The sequence below is a fragment of the Gemmatimonadota bacterium genome (assembly GCA_026387915.1).
Taxonomy (GTDB): Bacteria; Gemmatimonadota; Gemmatimonadetes; order Gemmatimonadales; family Gemmatimonadaceae; genus Fen-1231.
Map to the genome: position 1 here is coordinate 254,889 of JAPLKS010000009.1, position 16,105 is coordinate 270,993.

14 protein-coding genes are annotated in these 16,105 nt (G+C 65.4%); all 14 read right to left on the reverse strand.

What is annotated here, in order from left to right:
- Positions 1-78: 78 nt before the first annotated feature.
- The 14 genes from groL to NTZ43_05400 all read right to left on the reverse strand — a co-directional run bounded on the left by groL (position 79) and on the right by NTZ43_05400 (position 16,058).
- A complete protein-coding gene (gene groL, locus NTZ43_05335) occupies positions 79-1,713 on the reverse strand; it encodes a chaperonin GroEL (GenBank protein ID MCX5766629.1) in 1,635 nt (544 codons plus the stop codon).
- Between the two features lie 26 nt (positions 1,714-1,739).
- Positions 1,740-2,042, reverse strand: coding sequence for a co-chaperone GroES (gene groES / locus NTZ43_05340; protein MCX5766630.1), 303 nt, complete (start codon positions 2,040-2,042; stop codon positions 1,740-1,742).
- 308 nt (positions 2,043-2,350) lie between these two features.
- Entirely contained in the window at positions 2,351-3,124 is a 774-nt protein-coding gene (locus NTZ43_05345) for a type III pantothenate kinase (GenBank protein MCX5766631.1), read from the reverse strand.
- A complete protein-coding gene (locus NTZ43_05350) occupies positions 3,121-3,867 on the reverse strand; it encodes a biotin--[acetyl-CoA-carboxylase] ligase (protein ID MCX5766632.1) in 747 nt (248 codons plus the stop codon). Before NTZ43_05350 ends, NTZ43_05345 begins: the two co-directional genes overlap by 4 nt.
- Positions 3,860-4,675, reverse strand: coding sequence for an undecaprenyl-diphosphate phosphatase (locus NTZ43_05355; protein MCX5766633.1), 816 nt, complete (start codon positions 4,673-4,675; stop codon positions 3,860-3,862). The genes NTZ43_05350 and NTZ43_05355 overlap by 8 nt, the downstream gene beginning before the upstream one ends.
- On the reverse strand, positions 4,672-5,799 hold the full coding sequence (bshA, locus tag NTZ43_05360) for an N-acetyl-alpha-D-glucosaminyl L-malate synthase BshA (GenBank protein MCX5766634.1): 1,128 nt from the start codon (positions 5,797-5,799) through the stop codon (positions 4,672-4,674). The genes NTZ43_05355 and bshA overlap by 4 nt, the downstream gene beginning before the upstream one ends.
- The gene (miaA, locus tag NTZ43_05365; protein MCX5766635.1) at positions 5,796-6,719 is read right to left on the reverse strand and encodes a tRNA (adenosine(37)-N6)-dimethylallyltransferase MiaA; all 924 of its coding nucleotides are present in this window, start codon (positions 6,717-6,719) and stop codon (positions 5,796-5,798) included. The genes bshA and miaA overlap by 4 nt, the downstream gene beginning before the upstream one ends.
- Entirely contained in the window at positions 6,694-8,451 is a 1,758-nt protein-coding gene (mutL, locus tag NTZ43_05370; protein MCX5766636.1) for a DNA mismatch repair endonuclease MutL, read from the reverse strand. Before mutL ends, miaA begins: the two co-directional genes overlap by 26 nt.
- Positions 8,452-8,491: 40 nt before the next feature.
- On the reverse strand, positions 8,492-10,615 hold the full coding sequence (locus tag NTZ43_05375; GenBank protein ID MCX5766637.1) for a hypothetical protein: 2,124 nt from the start codon (positions 10,613-10,615) through the stop codon (positions 8,492-8,494).
- Positions 10,612-12,285, reverse strand: a complete 1,674-nt coding sequence (locus NTZ43_05380; GenBank protein ID MCX5766638.1) for a VWA domain-containing protein — start codon at positions 12,283-12,285, stop codon at positions 10,612-10,614. The genes NTZ43_05375 and NTZ43_05380 overlap by 4 nt, the downstream gene beginning before the upstream one ends.
- Positions 12,282-13,271, reverse strand: coding sequence for a VWA domain-containing protein (locus tag NTZ43_05385; GenBank protein ID MCX5766639.1), 990 nt, complete (start codon positions 13,269-13,271; stop codon positions 12,282-12,284). Before NTZ43_05385 ends, NTZ43_05380 begins: the two co-directional genes overlap by 4 nt.
- Positions 13,271-14,227, reverse strand: coding sequence for a hypothetical protein (locus NTZ43_05390; GenBank protein MCX5766640.1), 957 nt, complete (start codon positions 14,225-14,227; stop codon positions 13,271-13,273). Before NTZ43_05390 ends, NTZ43_05385 begins: the two co-directional genes overlap by 1 nt.
- A complete protein-coding gene (locus NTZ43_05395; GenBank protein MCX5766641.1) occupies positions 14,224-15,123 on the reverse strand; it encodes a DUF58 domain-containing protein in 900 nt (299 codons plus the stop codon). Before NTZ43_05395 ends, NTZ43_05390 begins: the two co-directional genes overlap by 4 nt.
- Positions 15,120-16,058 carry a MoxR family ATPase gene (locus tag NTZ43_05400; protein MCX5766642.1) on the reverse strand — a complete coding sequence of 313 codons (939 nt, stop codon included), beginning with the start codon at positions 16,056-16,058 and terminating at the stop codon, positions 15,120-15,122. Before NTZ43_05400 ends, NTZ43_05395 begins: the two co-directional genes overlap by 4 nt.
- Positions 16,059-16,105: the final 47 nt, after the last annotated feature.

Here is a 16,105-nt window from a genome sequence, read left to right on the forward strand (position 1 = left end):
GGCTACTCGCCGTTGTGAGAAAAAGAGGGGCGGCGCACAAGCGCCGCCCCTCTTTCCATCCCAGCTACGAGCGCTGGGCTAGTACATCCCGCCCATGCCACCGCCGCCACCCTGCGGCATCTGCGGCGGGTGGTTTTCCTTCTTCTCGACGATCAGCGCTTCCGTCGTGAGGAGGAGCGAGGCGATCGACGCGGCGTTCTGCAACGCCGTGCGGGTCACCTTCGTCGGATCGATGACGCCCGCGACGACGAGATCTTCGTACACGTCCGTGAGGGCGTTGTAGCCGAAGTTCTTGTCCTTCGAGGCGCGCACCTTCTCCACGACGATCGAGCCTTCGCCACCCGCATTATAGACAATCATGCGGATCGGCTCTTCGATGGCGCGACGGATGATGTCGACGCCGATCTGTTCGTCGTGATCGAGCTTCATGCCCTTGAGGGCAACCTGCGCGCGCACGAGTGCGACGCCGCCGCCGGGGACGATGCCTTCTTCAACGGCGGCACGCGTGGCGTGCAGCGCGTCTTCGACGCGAGCCTTCTTTTCCTTCATCTCGCTCTCGGTCGCGGCGCCAACATTGATCACCGCAACACCGCCGGCGAGCTTGGCCTTACGCTCCTGGAGCTTTTCCTTGTCGTAGTCGCTCGTGCTCTTCTCGATGGCGACTTCGATTTCCTTGATGCGGCCGGAAATCTTGTCTTCGTCGCCGGCGCCGTCGATGATCGTCGTGTTGTCCTTGTCGATCACGATGCGCTTGGCGCGGCCGAGATCGGTGAGCACGGCGTTTTCGAGCTTGAAGCCGACTTCTTCGGAGATCACGTTGCCGTTGGTGAGCACCGCGATGTCTTCGAGCATCGACTTGCGACGATCGCCGAAGCCCGGGGCCTTCACGGCGGCAATCTTGAGCGTGCCACGAATCTTGTTCACGACCAGCGTGGCGAGCGCCTCACCCTCGACATCTTCCGAGATGATGAGCAGCGGCTTGCCGGTCTGCGCGACTTTCTCCAATACCGGGAGGAGATCCTTCATCGACGCGACCTTCTTGTCGTGGATCAGGATGTAGGCGTCTTCGAGGACGGCTTCCATCTTGTCCGGATCGGTGATGAAATAGGGCGAGAGGTAGCCGCGGTCGAACTGCATGCCGTCCACCGTCTCGAGCGTCGTCTCAAGGCCACGGGCTTCTTCAACCGTGATGACGCCGTCCTTGCCCACTTTCTCCATCGCGTCGGCGATCAGGTCGCCGATTTCCTTGTCGTTGTTCGCGGAGATCGAACCGACCTGGGCGATTTCCTTCTTGCCACTCGTCGGGACGGAGATCTTCTTGAGCTCCTCGATGATGGCGATGACGGCCTTGTCGATGCCGCGCTTGATCGCCATCGGGTTCGCGCCGGCCGTCACGTTCTTGAGGCCTTCGCGGAAGATCGCCTGCGCCAGCACGGTGGCGGTCGTCGTACCGTCGCCCGCGTTGTCGCTGGTCTTGGTCGCGACTTCCTTCACCATCTGCGCGCCCATGTTTTCGATCGGATCGGAGAGCTCGATTTCCTTGGCAACCGTCACGCCGTCCTTGGTCACCGTCGGCGCGCCGAACTTCTTGTCGATCACGACATTACGACCCTTCGGGCCGAGCGTGACCTTCACGGCCTCGGCGAGCTGGTCCACGCCGCGCTTGAGCGCTGCGCGAGCCTCAACGTTGAAATGCAGTTCCTTTGCAGCCATAGTCTATTGCCCTCAGAGGACGGATATCAGGAAACGACCGCGAGAATGTCGCTCTCGCGGAGGATGAGCATCTGTTCGCCAGCGACGGTCACTTCGGTGCCGCTGTACTTGCCATACAGAACCTTGTCGCCGGCCTTCACTTCCATCGGCACGCGCTTGCCGTCTTCGGTGCGACCCGGGCCAACCGCGACCACTTCACCCTGCTGCGGCTTTTCCTTGGCGGTGTCGGGGATGTACAACCCGCCGCGCATCTGCTCCGCTTCTTCGAGCGGCTTGACGACGACTCGGTCGGCCAACGGCGCGACCTTCGAGGCGTTCTTCGTTGCCATAGTGTGGCTACCTCCTGCTTGTGGTTCGAGTGGTAAACGAAAGGTCTTCTTCTGTTAGCACTCACGAGGGGAGAGTGCTAACAACAGCTAAACATACTTGCAGGGGGTGTGCCATTCAAGTTGCGCCAAGTTGAACGGCTGCAACGAATTAGCGACGGCTATTCGGCCAATTTGGCAGAGGGGGCCGCGCAGCTAGCCTGCCGTGACGGCTGCTGGGCTGGTCCGACCGACGATGCCGCCGATTTTCACGATACGGCGGTCAGTGCGACGCGGGAGCATATCGCCCGGCCTGAGGGACTGTGGCGCGACTACTGAACCAGCAGCGCGTGCGCCATGGCCAGCCCGACCAGCGTGAGGTCTGGCTCCACCAGCTCAATCTCCGAGCACAGCGGCTTGAAGGCGGCGGCGAGCCCTCCGGTGGCGATCACCAGCGGAACCGCGGGGCGTGGCCAGGCCGCCTTGATGCGGCGTACCAATCCGTCGATCGACTCTGCGGAACCGAGCACCACTCCGGAGCGGATGCACTCGTCGGTCCGCCGCCCGATCACGTTCTTCGGAGCGACGATCTCGGTGGCCGGCAACATTGACGTCCGCCGGAACAACGACTCCGCCGACACTTGCACGCCTGGCGCAATCACGCCGCCAATGAACACGCCGTCTGCGGTGATGCAGTCGTAGGTGGTGGCGGTGCCGAGGTCAACGACGATGCAGTCGCGCTTGTGGAGTCGGCTGGCGGCCAGCGTGTTGATGAGACGGTCGGCGCCTACGGTGAGCGGCTCGTCGACATCCACGGTAATCGGGAGTTTGGAACGAGCATCGACGATCACCGACTTGAAGCCCGAGAGTCGTTCGCAGGCGTCAGCGAGGGGCGCGGTGACCGCGGGCACCACGGAACCGATGGCGCTCCCCTGCACCGTGGCGCGATCCACGCCGGACGCGTCGAGGAGGGCGCGCAACCAAAAATAGACTTCATCGGGCGTGCGCGAGGGGTCGGTGGTCACGCGCCAGCGGCTCTGCACGGTCAGTCCGTCGCAAAGCCCGATGGTCGTTTCGGTGTTTCCCACGTCGAGGCAGAGGATCATGGCGTGTCTCCAGCGAGGACCAACGAACCGGCGCGAAAGAACTGCTCACCGGAATCTGTTACGATAGCGAGCGAACCGTCATCCGTCACCCCGCGGACGACGCCGACGGCGGGGGCGGTACAGGGCCGACCGGCGGCGTAATCGCGAACCGCAAAGGTTGCCAACTCGATGGCGGAGAGCGGCCCGCGCTCTGCGGCGGCTCGGCGGAGCGCCGGCACAAGCTTGGCTAAGACGTCAACGCGATCGGTGTTGGGACGTAGCCCTGCGGCAGTCGCCACCTCAGGAGGAGTCGACACATTCACACCCATGCCGATCGCCACCCACTCAACGCGCGCCTCACGCCAGCGCGTCTCCACCAATATGCCCGCAAGCTTTCGATCACCAACATACAGATCATTGGGCCACTTGAGTCGCACCGGTGCGTCGGCAAAGGCCTCCAGCACGGGAGCCGCTGCCAATCCGAGTCGCAACGCGAGCACGTCGAGTCCGGAGGGGGTGCTAGGACGTTCGAGAAGAGTGAACCAGAGTCCTCGGCCCGACTCGGACACCCACGTCTTTCCGCCGCGGCCGCGGCCAGCGCTTTGCCGGTCCGCCAGCAGCACCGTGCCAGCCACGGCCTGAGCCTCGGCGGCGCGATGCGCCACGTCCATCGTGGAGTTCACCTCCGCGTACAGCTCCACGTGAGCGACGCCGAGGGCGGTCGCAATATCGGCCGCACTGCGCGCGTCGTACGTCTCAGCCACCACGAAGGGCCAAGAGTGCGAAGACGCCAGCACCGAGGATGAACCGGTACATGGCAAAGACAGCGAAGCCGCGTGTCTTGACGAAGCGGAGCAGCACCGCAATGGCAAGCCAACTACTCAGGCCGGCGGTGGTCACCCCCACCACCAGCGGAAGCGATACGCCGGATTCGCGCACGGCCGCCGGCAGTTCGAGCGCGGCCGCGGCCGCGATGATCGGCATAGACATCAAGAAGCTGAAGACTGCGGCGTTGGTGCGATCGAACCCCATCGCACGACCCGCGGTGATCGTGGCGCCCGAGCGCGAGACGCCGGGGATAATCGCGAATGCCTGCGCGCACCCGACGAGCAATGCGTCCAGCCAACGCATGGAGTCGATGACACGATCTCGGCGCGCGCGTGCATCCACGAGCCAGAGGATCGCGCCCATCGCAATAAGTGCCGTCGCCGTGAGCGCCGGCGTGCGAAACACCGACTCCGCCTGATGCTTGAGCAGCTTGCCCGCGATGGCGCCTGGGATGGTCGCGATCACAAGGAACAACACGCGATGGTCGTCGAGCGTCTGCAGCCGGCGCGTGCGGGCGATGCTCCACGCGGCCACAAGGAGCCGTCGCCATTCGGCGCGGAAATACCAGAGAAGCGCCACCAGTGTGCCAACGTGCAGAGCGACGTCAAAGGCGAGACCTGGCTCCTTCCAACCAAAGGCCCACGGCGCGAGCGATAAATGCGCTGAGCTACTGACCGGGAGAAACTCCGCGAGTCCCTGCAGGGCGCCAAGGATGATCGCTTGCAGTACGGTGATATCGTTCATGTGAGGACGGATTGATAGAGCGCTTCGTACTCCGCGACAATCTGATCGGACGAAAAGCGCGCACGCGCGTCGGCGACGCCGGCATCGCTCATGGTCTGCCAGCGGGCGGGATCGCCGAGGATATCGCAGGCCGCGGCGGCCATCGCGTCGATATCACCGACCGGGCGCAACGCGCCGGATACGCCATCTTTGACGACTTCGCGCACGCCGCCCGCGTCGTATGCGATGACTGGCGCGCCACAGGCAAGGGATTCAAGGGCACTGAGGCCGAACGATTCGCGATCGGTGGTGAGCACAAAGAGATCCGCCGACACGAGGAGCGGCGCGACATCTTGAATGCGTCCGAGGAACTGCACGTCGTGCTCGACACCGAGGGTGCGCGCCTCTTCCTCAGCGGCCACACGGTCCGGACCATCACCGACCATCACGAGCACACTCGGAATCCGTTCGTGCACCTTGGCGAAGATCTGAATGATGTCGCGCACCCGTTTGACGGGGCGGAAGTTCGAGATGTGCATGAGAATGCGACGATCATCGCCAATCTGCTGACGCAGCGCGGGCGGGTGCGCCGTGCGGTTATAGACGGCGGGATCAATGAAGTTATGAATGACCTGAATCTCGCCCGTGCGGCAACCGAAGGCCCGAATGGTCTCGTCCTTGAGGAAGCGCGACACGGCCGTGACACGATCAGACTTCTCAATGGAGAACTTGGTGATCGCGTGAAACGAGTGATCCTGTCCGACGATAGTGATGTCGGTGCCGTGTAGCGTGGTGATGACGGGAATGTCTCGCCCTTGGTCGCGCAGCATCTGCTTGGCAATCCAGGCACTGGTGGCGTGCGGGATGGCATAGTGCACGTGCAGGAGGTCGAGCCCTTCGTTGATCACCACCTCGTGCATGCGGACGGCGAGGGCGAGATCGTACGGAGGATATTGGAAGAGCGGATAGCGACTGACGTCGACTTCATGAAAGAAGACGCGCGGCAAGAAGACCGGCAGACGAAAGGGCTGCTGGTAGGTAATGAAGTGCACCTCGTGCCCGCGGTGCGCGAGCGCGATGCCGAGTTCCGTGGCCACCGCGCCTGAACCGCCGTAGGTGGGATAGCAGGTGATGCCGATCTTCACGAGAAATCTCCGGTGCGCCACCACGTATCAGCGAGCCCGACAGCCGAGGCGAGCGCTGGGTCCAGCCGGACAACGGGTTGTCCTTCCAGTTGATGCCGGAACCAGGTGCGCTGCCGTTTGGCGTACTGCCGTGTGCTCACAAGTATAGCCTCTCGAGCTTCAGCCGGCGTGCAGTCACCGTGCATCATTTTTCGGACAGCACTGTAACCGCAGGCATTCCACGCTGGCGCATCGGGCGGAACGGTGGCCTCAAGTTGACGCACTTCATCCGGCCAGCCGCCAGCGAGCATGCTGTCGAGACGCTGCTCGAGTTGCGACGCGAGCGCGTGGCCGGGGTCCACCACGAGCCACTGCGCTCGAAAGCGCGGCGGGCGTGCCAGTCGTGCCTGTAACTCACTGAGTCGCTCGCCGGTCAGGAGCGCGGTTTCGATGGCGCGGAGCAGTTGAGTGCGTCCGAGCTCGGCGAGCGCGGGGTCGAGCGAGCGACACCAGCGGCGGAGTTCATCCACGGAAAGTGTTGAGAGTACGGAGTCGAGCGATGCACGTGCTGTTGGATCAAGCGGCGGCGCGTTGAACAGTGGCGTCAGGAGTGCCTTTAGATACAATCCTGTTCCGCCGACGACGAGGGTGTGCGCCGCGCCGACTTCGTGAATGGCTCGCTCCGCGTCATCCGCCCAGCGCGCAGCGGACCACCGTTCGGAGGGGTCTGCGACATCAATGCCCACGTGCGGCACGCGTGCAAGGTCCGCCGCCGTTGGCTTGGCAGTGCCAATATCAAAGCCTCGGTAGATCTGACGCGAATCCGCGCTCACGAGCGTCAGACCGTGACGCTCCGCAAGCGCCATTGCAATCGCGGACTTGCCGGCGCCGGTTGGTCCGCAGATGATGCGGAGTTCAGCGACGGCCGAAGCGGCGCTCAAGCTCATCCCAGGCGATGTGAACGATGGTGCTGCGCCCGTGCACGTCGTGCGCGGGAAGCGTGGTACCGGCGAGTGCAATGAAGAGCGCGCGCATTTCAGCGCTGGCGAGTTCGTCGCCGGCCTTCACTGCCGCCTTGCAGGCGACCGTCGCGGCGAGCCGCTCGTGCCGGCTCAGGCCACTGCCGAGCCGATCGCCCGCGAGTGAGGCGAGCGTGTCGCGCAGGCAGCGTTCGGCGTCGAAGCGCGGGTGCGGCATCGGCACACTGTGCACGGCAATCGTGTGCGCGCCGAAGCCCTCAACCACAAAGCCGAGCCCCGCCAACAGGTCGCGATGTTCTTCGAATGCCTCCGCCTCAGCGGGGGCGAGATGGACCGTCATGGGAAAGAGCAGCGTTTGCGATGGCGCTTCGCCGCGCGAGAGCGAACCCATGAAGCGCTCATACAGAATGCGTTCGTGCGCGGAGTGCTGATCGATGAGCACGAGTCCGTCTTCGCGTTCAAACATCATCCAGGTGCGGCGCAGCTGTGTGAGCGACGGCACCTCGATGGCCGGTTCGGCGGCGCGCGCCGTGTGCCCATCGCTGCCCGAGGCGGATTCCCCGCTTCCGTCGTCATCAAGGGGCGCGTCAAAGAGCGGCGCGCTCGTGGAGCTGAGGGGCGTGCGGAGATCGGCAATCTCGAGTGGGCGGCCGAGGTCGCCTGGGCCCGTCGACGGCCGGCTGAACGCGCCGAAGGCGGCGACGCTCTCTTCTGTGCCGAGCGCTCGGCGGACGGCACGTTCAACCACGCGCTCGGTGGGCCAGCGTTCGCGGAATCGGACTTCGGCCTTGGCGGGATGCACGTTCACATCCACATCGCCCGCCGGGACGGTGAGCTCCAACAGCAAGGTGGGGCGAACACCAGAGGGGATGGTGGTGCGATACGCCGCTTCAGCGGCGCGCACGATGCCGTTGTCGCGCACCGCGCGGCCATTGACGGTGAGAAAGACGCGACGGCTGACGAGCCCAACATCTGCGGGACGTTCCACCAATCCGGTGACGCGCACCGGACCGCTGACGTCGTCCACCACCACGAGCGCCTCCGCGAGCGAGGCCCCCCAGAGAGCGGCCACGCGCTCACGCAGCGTGGCCGCTGGCGGTAGGGTGAGGACGTCGCGGCCATCGTGCTGGAGTGTAAAGCGAATGTCGCGGCGCACGAGTGCCATGGTCGTGAGCACATCGGAGACGGCGCGCCACTCGCTCCGCGCGCCTTTCAAGAATTTCTGCCGCGCTGGCGTGTTGAAGAACAGTGATTCAACCGTCACCGTGGTGCCGCGACGTCGCGAGGTATCGGTGACATCCGCGAGGACGCCCCCCGCAACGCGCACGCGCGTGCCGGCTCCGTCGTCGAGCGCGGTTTCGATTTCGAGACGAGACACGGAACCGATCGCGGGAAGCGCCTCACCGCGAAAGCCAAAACTCTCGACGCCAACAAGATCAGCGGCCTGGCGAATCTTGGAGGTGGCGTGTCGCTGAATGGCGAGCGTCGCGTCTTCGCGCGACATGCCAGTGCCATCGTCGCTCACCCGAATCGTGGCGCGGCCGCCTTCGGCGACGGTGATATCCACCGCGCTCGCGCCAGCATCGATGGCGTTCTCCACCAGTTCTTTGACGACCGACGCTGGGCGTTCGACCACCTCACCAGCGGCGATCTGGTCGGCGACGGCGGGAGGAAGGACGGCTATGCGTTGCACGGTGGTCACGAGAGAAATCTTCCGATGGGAACAGGGCGGGTCAATCGCGCGCGAGGGAGCCGGTCGACGCCGCTGGGATCCATCCGGCCCTCGTGGCGTCGAGTCGAACCAACAGCCAGACACCTTGGCGCGCTTCCACCGTGCCCACTTCACCCACGATCGGCGCGGTACCAGACTCGGCACTGAGGGCAGGAAGGGAGCGCATCGGGTCCGCTTCAATCACAACAACGAGTCCGCGGTCGTCGAGACTCCGTTCAAACGAGAGGGCGGCGGTGGTCGCTCCGCCACCAAGGACGAGCGTCAGCGCCATCAACCGAAGGGCGGGACGGCGGCGCCAGAGTTGTGCAATGGACGCGCCCCATCCGATGCACCAGATGACCAGAGCGAGCAGCGCGGGGAGTGGCGCGGGTATGGGCAGCACACGCGCCGGCCCGGCGTCCTGCGGCGCGCGGACAAGGAGCAGTCGCTGACGAACATCGGCGGACGTGGGATCGAGCCGTAGGGCGCGCTGCCAGCCGAGGACTGCATTCCCTGTGTCGCTCACGGCCCACGAGGCCGTGCCAAAGTTGGCCCACGCCGCTGCCGTATGCGGTTCGAGCTTGGCGGCGTCCGCAAAGAAGCGCGCCGCGCGGCGGGCATCCCCGCTCGCATACGCGGCCGTGCCCTGCGCGAAGGACTGCGTAGCCCCGCTCTGGACGACCAGTGCGGCCGCCGACGCCGCGAACGCGAGGAAGAGCACCAGCGCCGCCGTGGCGTGCTGCCGACGTGGTCGTGGCACGCGACGTCGCGCCTCGGCGTCAACTTTCGCGAGCACCGTCTGTGCACGCGCGGCGAGCGCTGCGCTCCCGACATCGGTGTCTCCACCAAACGCGGCGGCGTCGAGCGCGCCGAGCACCGAGGCCACGTCGGCGGCTGTCGCGGGCAAGACGCCTTCTAACGCGAGGGCTCGCTCCCATGCACCGGGTCGCGCTAGCGCAGCAGGGTCAGCATGCACGCGCTGCGCGAGCGCCGCGAGCAAGGTATTGCGAATCTCTGCTGGCAGAGCGGCGCCATCGCGCGCCATCGCCGCGAGGCGTTCGGCGTGCGTGATCGGCTTGCGCTGGCGACGCGGACGCCGCCACCCCCACGCTAATACCGCGAGCAATGGAGCGAGTGCAAAGAGCGCGCGGGCGAACGCCGACTGCCCCAACAGCGCAGAGGACGGCGCACCGAGCTCCGGGCGTAGCGGTAGCACCGGCCCATCGACGGCAGGCGGCGCTTCAGCGGGCGCTGCGACGGTGGAATCCATGACCGCGGCCGCCGCACCTGCCGTCGCACGCACGGTCAGCACGGCGCTTGCGGTGACCTCGTACTGCCGCGAGAACGGATTGAAGAAGGGATACCGAATCGCCGGCACTTTCTGCAGTCCGGCAATCTGGGGGGTGACAAGCCAGTCGAATTCTTTGACGCCGCGAAGGAGTGCCCCAGAGGAATCGACGCGCACCCGTTCGTCGGCCTTCACGACGTGCGCCCACTCGAGCTCCAGCGCGGGGCGTGCCAGTAAGGTGACGTTCCCCTGCCCTTCGATGCGGAGCGTGAGTACGTAGGGATCGCCCGAGCGCTGAGCACTGGAGTCCATACTCACCGACGCCCGCCAGACGCCAACGGCGCCCAGCCAATCAGGGGGTCGATTTGCCGCCGGCACCGGAATCGCGACAATCGTTACCAACTCGGAGCGAAGCGAAAATGATTCTTCTCGACTGAAAAAGCTGGCCGACTGCGGGAGCGCGTAGGTGAGACGTGCGGGTGCGATTTCATAGCGCCCCGGTGTCAGGGCAAACACCGCGCGGCGGAACGCATGCACTTCCATCGCACGTCCGTCAATAGTGCCAGTGAAGCCGCCCGAACGATCCGGCAGATCATACGCTAGCAGCGCACGAGACTCTGGCGGCACAAACTCTGGATTCCGCCGCAAGCGCTGACGCGTTTCTGCGTCAACGAACACGCCGAGCTGATAGGTGGACTGCTGCCCGACATAGACGGTTTCCGGTACCGCGAGCGCGTGGAAGTCCACGCCGCGCGAGCGATCGAGGCGCGAACGCGTCACGACTTCGGGGAGCGGCACCTGCGCGCCCCGCGACCCCTGTGCGACTTGCAGCATAAATAGTGCGGCGAGCAGCATCACCAGTCCTTTCCTCCCGGTGCACGCTCCTGACGCGTTCCCCGCTGGCGCTTGGCCTGCGATTCTTTTTCGTCGCGCTGCGCCGCGGCGAGCAGTTGCTCCGCCTGCTGACGGCTCATCCCCTGCCGTTCCTCAGGGCGCGAGCGCTGCTGTTGCGGTTGCTGATTGTCTTTGTTGGAACTCCCGCCTCCGCCATTCTGCTGGCGCACGCGCAACGCGAGCTCGTAGTTCCAGCGTGCGTCGGCATCGTCGTTGCGCTGGAGGAGCAATGTCCGATACGCCGCGGCGGCGACATTTGCCTCACGCACGGCGTCGACGTCCGCACCGCCGCGCTGTGCACGACGAAGATGCGCCAACCCGAGGTTGTAGAGCGCGCGTTGCCGCACGGACGCATCGGGCGCTGATGCGGCGCGTTCGAGTGCGTCAATGGACGAGTTGATCGAATCGGCAGCGAGGAGCGCGGTGCCGAGGTTGTACAATGTTGCAGGGCGCTTGTCGCCCTCGGCGATCTTCTGCTTCCATGCCCGCGCGGCCTGCACGAATCGTCCAGCCTTGAAGTGATCCATGGGGTCGCTCTGCGCGACGACGACCTGCGGCACGAGTAGCGTGAGAAGCGCGAGAAGCGCGACGGGCGCCACGAAACGGAACCAGCGGCGAGCGAGCGCGAACGTTCCGCCGTCGGCGCGCCACGCATCGAGGAGCAACAGCAGAAGCGCAGGAAAGAGAAACAGGACAAGATGCAGCGGACGCGAGCGCCCTTCTTGCACGTCACGCTGCTGACTGTCGAGTCGGCGCAACGCTTGCTGGATGCGCGTGCCGCGATCGGAGGTTCCCGCCGGAATGAATTCGCCCTGCGCCGCAGCGGCGATGTCGCGTAGCATGGCGGGGTCGTAACGCGTGATGACGATTTGCCCGGCTTCGTCGCGTTTTGGCACAACGGCGGAGCCGTCGGCCAAGGGGATCTGCCCCCCCGCTTCAGTTCCAAAACCAACCGTCACGATGGCAATCTCATTGTCTCTTGCGCCGCGGGCGGCGGCAAGCGATGCGGCTTTATCGTCAAATGCTTCGCCATCGCTCATGATCACGAGCGCACGTCCCGCCGAGCCGCGCGCCGCACGGAGGAGATCCACACCCTGCGTGATGGTGGGCGCGAGTGCCGTGCCGGGCTGGCCGACGACCGAGGGGTCGAGGTTGTCGAGGAACAGATCCACCGCCCCGTCGTCATTCGTGAGTGGCGAGAGGATGTAGCTTCGTCCGGCAAAGGCCAACAAGGCCACGCGATTGCCGGGAGCCGCGGCGCGGAATACGCGCACTTCGCGCTTGAGGCGTTCGAGTCGGCTCGGCAGTTCATCGGTCGCGAGCATCGAGAGCGACGCGTCAATCGCCAGCACCACGTCCACGCCCTCCGTACGCACGATCGCCGTGCCCATCCCCCACCGCGGTCCCGCCACACCGAGCGCGATCAATGACACCGCCGTCGCCACACGGGCGGTGCGCCAAAGCGGCGACCGTCGTGCCTCGACAGGCGCCAATCGCTCTAGAGCAGCCGGGCCGCCGAGCCGCGCCAAGCGCTGCATCCGGCGCCGCTGCGCCATTGTAAAGAGCGCCACCGTTCCAAGCGGCAACAGAGCGGCCACCACCGCGATCCACGGGAAATCGAAGCCGATGCTCATGGGAGCGGCCCCCGCAGCGCGACGAGGCCGATCTCGAGCATGAGTGCCAAGAGGGCGATGGTCAGTGGCCACCGGAACAGCTCGCGATAGCGCACGAACCGCTTCGCGTGAATCGGAGAGCGCTCGAGTTGGTCGATCTGCTGATAGATGCGCTGCAACGCCTGGCCGTCGCGCGCGCGGAAGTATCGCCCGCCGCTCGTGGTGGCGATGTACTCGAGCAGTGGCTCGTCGAGTTCCACCGGCCGCAGTTCATAGCGCAGGCCAAAGACACCGCGCCCCACTGGCACCGGCGCCATGCCCTCGGTACCAACGCCAATCGTATAGATGCGCACGCCCATCGCCGCCGCCGACTGCGCGGCCGTGCGAGGGTCGATGGTGCCACGATTGTTCACACCATCGGTGAGCAAGATGAGCACCTTGGAACGTCCTGGCGCACCCCGCAGGCGATTCACCGAGGTGGCAATGGCCGTGCCGATGGCCGTTCCGTCTTCGAGTTGACCCGGCTGTAAGTTGTCGACCGCTGCCAAGAGCACGGGATAATCGATGGTCAGCGGCACCTGCGTCAGCGCCTCGCCCGAGAACGCGACGAGCCCGACTTGATCGACGACGCGCCCGCTAATGAATTGCTTCACGCGATCCTTCGCGACCTCCAGACGGTTCTGCGGCTGAAAGTCTTCTGCCAGCATCGAACTCGACAAATCAATCGCCAGCATAATGCTGATGCCGTCGCCGCTCACCTGCTCGACACGCGCGCCCGCGCGCGGCCTCGCGAGGGCGATCACCGTGCCGGCAATCGCGAGCACACGAGCCGCCAGTAACACGCGGGCCGTCCACCGCCCCGTCGAAGGGCCCGTAGCGAGCACCTCCACGCGCGAAAACAAAATCGCGACCGGCGTGCGACGGCGGCGCCACCAGAGCCAGAGGGCCAGCACCAGGAGTGCTAGCAGCCAGAGCGGCTCGCCGAAGTCAAACCATCCAAACCGCATCAGCGACGCGCGGGGCGCTGCGGCCCCCGTTCACGGACGCGCTGCCGTTCCGCGTGCGCCGTTTCCACATCGCGCACGATCGCGCGGGCTTCGGCGGCAAGCATCACGGCATCGGCGCGATTGATGACCGACTCGGCGAAGCGCACATCTTCATCGCGATCCAGTAGCGTGGCGAGTCGCTCGGGCAGCACCGGAAAGTCGGCGCGCGCGAGCACGCGATGGAGCTCCACCACCGTCAATGAGGCCACGGCTTCAGGAAACCGTCTCGCGAGATAAGTGCGCAGAACGTCCGTATGCGCAATGACGTGTCGTCCGTGCTCACCAGCATCGGCGAGCGCGAGTTCTTCGAGCGCGCGAAACGCCGCGGAGGCTACCACAAAAGCATCCGGTTCCTTCGGTGCGTTGGGAGGACGAACCCGTTGCTGCCGCATGTAGGCATAGCTGAGCCCTCCCACAATTGCGAGCACAACCCACAGGCGCCACAACCCCGTTGGAAGCGACATCGGATCGCGCGCATCACGCGCTATCTGGAGCGTGGAGTCGGCGGGGAGCGTGGCAAGGACAAAGACGGCGGGGACGGTCACCTCGTAGCTGACCGATACGCCAGCCACCGTGACCACAACCGGAGCGAAGTGCGGCACGCGACGCCCCACATCCCACGCGGCCACACGATACGACGCGGTACGGTCGAGCAGCGCGTCGTCGGGCGTGTCGTTGGTGGAGAGCGGATCCATCGGCTCAATGGCGTCGGTGCTGTCGGGCAACGCGGGGAACTTGATGATGGCGCTCTTGGGCGCACGCACGTGTAGCGCCACGACAAACGGTTGGCCGGCGCTGACTGTGTCTGCCGAACTTGTGGCCGTGACCTGTGCAGCGCGCGCCGCGGCGGCTTGCCCCGATGCGCCGGCGGGCAGCAACAGCGTAAGGACCATCGCCAGCCGGCGCGAGCCACTCACCGGCGACGCCGCCGCTTGAGTCGCGTTTCGCGCGTGTGGAAGAAGCGCAGCAACGGTTCCGTGTAGCCGGCCTCCGTGCGCACGATCACCTCATCCACGGCGAGCCGGCGGAGCAACGATTGGCGACTGGTGCGTTCTGCGGCCAGCGTGGCAGCATAACGCTCGCGCACGTCTGCATTACTTGTGTCGATCTCCAGCAGACGCCCCGTTTCGGCGTCAATGAGGCGCGCCACGCCGAGGTCGGGCAGTTCACGCTCGCCGGGATCGTCCATCACCACCGCCACGAGATCGTGCCGCTGGGAGAGTTGCTTGAGTTGCCGCTCGATGGGCGGTGTCACGAAATCGGAGATCACGAACACGATGGCGCGATGCGTGAGTACCTGCGCCGCCCAGTCGAGCGCCACCGAAAGGTTGGTCGCGCGCGAGGTCGCGGGCCACGCGAGGACGTCGCGCACCAAACGGAGCGCGTGGCGCCGTCCTTTGCGCGGCGGCACCACATGCTCGATGCGATCGGAACACAACACGAGCCCGACGCGGTCATTGTTGCGCGTGGCCGTGAGCGCGAGCACCGCCGCGAGCTCGGCCGCGAGCGACTGCTTATCGCGCGCGCCCGTGCCAAAGCGACTCGACCCCGAGCAGTCTACAATCAGCAGTACGGTGAGTTCGCGCTCTTCGACATAGCGTTTGACGTACAACCGCCGCATGCGCGCACTGACGTTCCAGTCAATGGTGCGCACTTCGTCGCCCGGCTGGTATTCGCGCACCTCCGCGAACTCCATCCCTTGCCCCTTGAACACCGAGTGGTACTCGCCGACAAAGCGCGCGTTGACGAGCCCGCGGGTGCGAAGCTCGATGCGCTTGACCTGCCGGAGGATGTCAGGGGAGACCCCGCTCACGGCGACGGTACGGCGTCGAGCACCCGAGCGACCACCTGATCGCTCGTGACGTTCTCCGCTTCCGCCTCGTACGTGAGCAGCACACGGTGCCGCAGCACGTCAGGCGCCATCGCCTTCACGTCGTCGGGCGAGACGAACCCGCGACCGCGCAAGAACGCGTGCGCGCGTGCGGCCTGCGCCAGCGCAATCGTCGCACGCGGGCTCGCGCCATACTCAATAAGATTGGTGAGGTCCGCGATGCCGGCTTCCGCCGGACGGCGCGTGGCCGCCACGAGATCGACGATGTAGTCCACAATACGCTCGTCGAGAAACAGGTGCGCCACATGCTTCCGCGCCGACAAGATCTGCGCCGGCGTGGCCACGTGCTCCACGGTGATCGTGTCGCCGCTCGCCATCCGACGCATGATTTCTTTTTCTTCGTCGCGTGTGGGATAATCCACGCGCAGCTTGAGCATAAACCGATCGACCTGCGCTTCCGGCAACGGATAGGTGCCTTCTTGCTCGATCGGATTCTGCGTGGCGAGCACGAGAAACGGTTCCTCGAGCACAAAGGTGGTGCCGCCGATGGTCACCTGATGCTCCTGCATCGCCTCCAGCAGCGCCGCCTGCACTTTGGCCGGCGCGCGGTTGATTTCGTCGGCGAGCACGATGTTTGCAAAGATGGGCCCCTGCTTCACCGAGAACTTGCCGGTGCCCTGATCGTAAATCTGCGTGCCCACCACGTCGGCGGGGAGCAAGTCCGGCGTAAACTGAATGCGGCTGAACGTCGTACTCACTGCCTCAGCGAGCGTGCGCACCGTGAGCGTCTTGGCGAGCCCCGGCACACCCTCAAGCAACACATGCCCGCCCGTGAGGAGCGAGATGAGGAGCCGTTCGACCATCTGTTCCTGGCCGACGACACGCCGCGCCACTTGGGCGAGTACCTGTTGAATCATCGTGTGGTCAACCACACCAACCGTCTTTTGCGTCACATCAGAATCCA